The organism is candidate division KSB1 bacterium (genome assembly GCA_022562085.1).
Taxonomy (GTDB): Bacteria; Zhuqueibacterota; Zhuqueibacteria; order Oceanimicrobiales; family Oceanimicrobiaceae; genus Oceanimicrobium.
Genome location: JADFPY010000421.1, coordinates 1 through 3,535 on the forward strand (window position 1 = coordinate 1; position 3,535 = coordinate 3,535).

Consider the following 3,535-nt stretch of genomic DNA (forward strand, 5'->3'; position numbering starts at 1 on the left):
AAATCAGATCGACTTTTTAATTTAGGATTTGTTTGCTTCTTTGCAAATAAAATAAGCAAAAAAGTGGCTTTCAGCCCCCTTGCAAATTAGTTTTGACTTTCGGAATCGGGTGAGGTTTTTCTTTGCCAGCGAGTTATTCCATATAAAAGTGAACCGAATAAAACGAATGCAGCGGTCATCAACCAGGTTCTCAAATCTGCCTGCAACGAAAGCCAAATGCAGACGACAAACGCAAAAGCCGGCACAAAGTACCCACCCGGAACTTTAAAGCCATCCGAATCTGACCCGAACATTTTTTTCAGCCGCGGTAAAGCCGCGATCGTAATTCCGAAGCCAAGCAAGCGGGCCAATGAGCTCATAATCGCCAACCAGGCAAAGCTGCCGGAAACCGCCAGAAAGAAACCGACACCGCCAAGAAATAAGATAGAGGCTGAGGGGGTTTTGTACTTTTCGTGTACTTTCCCAAACCAGGCGGGAAGCAAATTCTCCTTTGCTAACGCGTAAGTCATGCGCGGCGCCGCGATAACAATGGCCGACAAATTACCCGCAATAGAAAAGAATGCCGCCAAAGTCATGATTTGGGCGCCGCTTGAACCAAACATTACTTTTGCAACATCAGCGAGAGGTGTTTTTGTCTGTCCCAAATCCGGCAAAACAGATATACAAATTGTTTGAATGAGCACATAAAGAACACCGGTAGCGAGAAGGGTTTTGATGAGAGCTTGTGGAATATCTTTCCTGGGATTCCGGCACTCACCTGCGGGAATGACCGCCCCTTCAAACCCCACATAGGCGTAGACCACCAGCAGCAGGCTTTCGGCAAACCTGTCGAACCCGGATGCTGAGAGCGCCGTAAATTTTTCCGGCGCTATATAAACAAATCCGAACCCAATAAACAAAAGCAGCGGCGCCAGTTTTAGCACAGTCAACAAATTAGTTACACTCATTCCTTTTTTGACGCCCATCACATTGATTGAGGTGAGAACGAGAAAGCAAATTGCAAGGGCAACGATGCGTCCAACCCCATCCTGCACGCCAGTCCAGAAAAACCCGGCGTAACTCACCAGAATATTGCTGTTGGCAGCAAAAGCAGTCATCCGCCCGAGGTAAAGCAGCCAACCCGCTTGAAATCCAACAAATGGCCCAAACGCCGTCCCGGCATATAAAACCGGGCCGCCTGTTTTTCTGAAATAGCTTGCAGCCTGCCCAAATGAAGTTACCACTGAAAGCATCAGCACGCCGCAAATCACAAAAATAAGTGGACTGAGTGCTCCGGTCCGTTCAGCGACCGCAGAAGGAAGCGCAAAAATTCCAGCTCCAATTATGCCGTTCAGGACAAGCGTTGCCAGGCCGATGCGGGTAATATCCCGTTTTAAATTTTCGTCAGGAGCAACGTTCAAAAATGTTCCTTTAAGTTTTGAGAGATAGAGGAGAAAAATATAAGACTTCCAACAATGAAAAAATATTTAGTAAAAAAGCAATCAAAAAACAAGGGCAAGCACTTATTTCGCACACAAATTATAAAATTTTAGAAATGCTTGACATTGTATGAACAAATTCGTAACCAATCATAAAAAAAAACAACTTTTAAAATCATGACATTGAAAAAGATTCACAAGTTGCCCCGGGGTATTTTTGCAGCAAGCCTGACTCCTTTAAAAAGTAATTTGTCCATTGACACGGAACTGATGCTTGAGCATTGTCACTACTTGCTGCAAAACGGCTGTGACGGCCTGGTGATTTTTGGCACCACCGGCGAAGCAAACTCCTTTTCAGTCAGGGAACGAATTGAACTGCTCGATGTACTTCTTGCCGGCGGCCTTCCTCCGTATAAATTACTGGTAGGAACTGGCTGCTGTGCACTGCCGGACTCAGTTGAGCTGACCCAGCATGCCGTGAAAAATGGTGTCGGTGGCGTGCTGGTACTTCCGCCATTCTACTATAAGAATATCAGTGATGAGGGAATTTTTAATGCATTCGATCGCCTTATTCATCAGGTCAATGATGATCGGCTAAGAGTCTATCTTTATCACTTCCCCAAAATGGCGGTTATCTCTTTTTCCCACTCAACTATTCAGCGAATGGTCGAAACATTTCCAAACATCATCGTCGGTATGAAAGATTCCAGCGGAGATTTTGAGAACATGAAAAAAAACCACAATGTATTTCCCGGCTTTGATGTTTACGCCGGTACTGAGCTGGTTTTGAGCGACATTTTACAAATCGGCGCTGCCGGATGTGTTTCCGCATCCATCAATTTAACCAGCCGCCTTGCAGCAGGAGTCAAGAACGCTTTTCCCGGCGAGGAGTTCAAGGTGCTTCAAGAAAAATTGCATGCAATCAGAAAAGAATTCGAGAAACACCCTATGATCCCTGCCCTTAAACAGATGATGGCCCGCAAGACCGGTAACGCCAGCTGGATAAACCTGAGACCGCCGCTCATGCCACTTAGTGAGAGAGATGGCAGGGCCCTTGCAGAGGCCTTGGACGCTGTTCAATTTTCCGACTCCTGTTCCGATTAAGCTTTTTAATCCCGAAAATTGCCGACTTTTTGTCCCGGAAAAAATACTTGCATATCTTTGAAAATTTACTAAATTACGTTTTGCCTTGGTGGGCGTAGCTCAATTGGTAGAGCACCAGATTGTGGATCTGGTCGTTGGGGGTTCAAGTCCCCTCGCTCACCCTCTTTTAAACATGTCCCCTTCGTCTAGTGGCCCAGGACTCAGGATTTTCATTCCTGCAACAGGGGTTCGATTCCCCTAGGGGACGCGCTTTCTATCCTTGTAAAGGCCGGAAGTTGACCATGAATATGGACTTTCCGGCCTCTTATTTTGCCTCTCTCTCGTCCCCAAAGCTCAATTCTCGAAACAACGTTTTCAAGAATTCTCGCATCAAGTCTTTGTTAGACTCGCTAAGTAATCTTCAAATCGATCCACATAACATTTGATGGACTCGCTGTCAAGCTCCGATTCGGCGTACCGGATCGCAGCAAGAGTTTGCTTGTCCCCTTCAAGGATTTGTTTAATGCCTTCCTTCTCCATTTCCAACTTTTCAGTCCTTTGTTCAGTTATTCCAAGGGAGATGTTCCCACGCTCAAAAAGACTCATCAATCGGTCGATTTGTTTATCAATTTCATTAATACGTGCCTTCGACCTCGAATTATCCCTTTGGGTGAAATCTACGATATAGATAATTCCTCTGGATCTAAATTGTGTAGAAATCGGTGAGAAGTTCGGGGATAAAGTCAGGCTGATGAAGGTTCACAAACATAGTTTCTACCATAATGAAAATAAAGATAACAAAAAAACCTTTCTGGTGAGAGAAACAGCAAGGTTCAATAGTCTTACAATAAAAGCAAACAAATTTTCATAATACCAAATCTTCTATCTGGAGGTTACGACTTGACTATCCAACTACCAAGGGAATTTGTTTTACGGAGCCGAACGATGGTCTCTGTTGGGAGGCGGGAGAGCAGCCTAATAGTCTTCGATAGGAAAACTTTTTTCTTGTTTTACACAGCATTTATTACTAAACT

Annotated in this window: 3 protein-coding genes and 2 tRNA genes; 3 read left to right on the forward strand and 2 right to left on the reverse strand. The window is 44.8% G+C overall.

Annotated elements, in window-relative coordinates; translation table 11 throughout:
- Positions 1–86: 86 nt before the first annotated feature.
- Positions 87–1,400, reverse strand: a complete 1,314-nt coding sequence (locus tag IH879_21590; GenBank protein ID MCH7677521.1) for an amino acid permease — start codon at positions 1,398–1,400, stop codon at positions 87–89.
- Positions 1,401–1,601: 201 nt separating this feature from the next.
- Here IH879_21590 and IH879_21595 point away from each other — a divergent pair, with 201 nt between their 5' ends.
- The 3 genes from IH879_21595 (at position 1,602) to IH879_21605 (ending at position 2,769) form a co-directional block, all read left to right on the forward strand.
- Positions 1,602–2,522: a dihydrodipicolinate synthase family protein gene (locus IH879_21595; protein ID MCH7677522.1), complete on the forward strand. Its 921-nt coding sequence runs from the start codon at positions 1,602–1,604 to the stop codon at positions 2,520–2,522.
- An 88-nt stretch (positions 2,523–2,610) separates the two neighbouring features.
- A tRNA-His gene (locus IH879_21600) sits at positions 2,611–2,683 on the forward strand.
- Positions 2,684–2,696: 13 nt separating this feature from the next.
- Positions 2,697–2,769 (forward strand) — tRNA-Glu (locus IH879_21605).
- Between the two features lie 122 nt (positions 2,770–2,891).
- Here the strand turns inward: IH879_21605 and IH879_21610 are convergent.
- On the reverse strand, positions 2,892–3,107 hold the full coding sequence (locus tag IH879_21610; GenBank protein ID MCH7677523.1) for a hypothetical protein: 216 nt from the start codon (positions 3,105–3,107) through the stop codon (positions 2,892–2,894).
- Positions 3,108–3,535 lie beyond the last annotated feature (428 nt).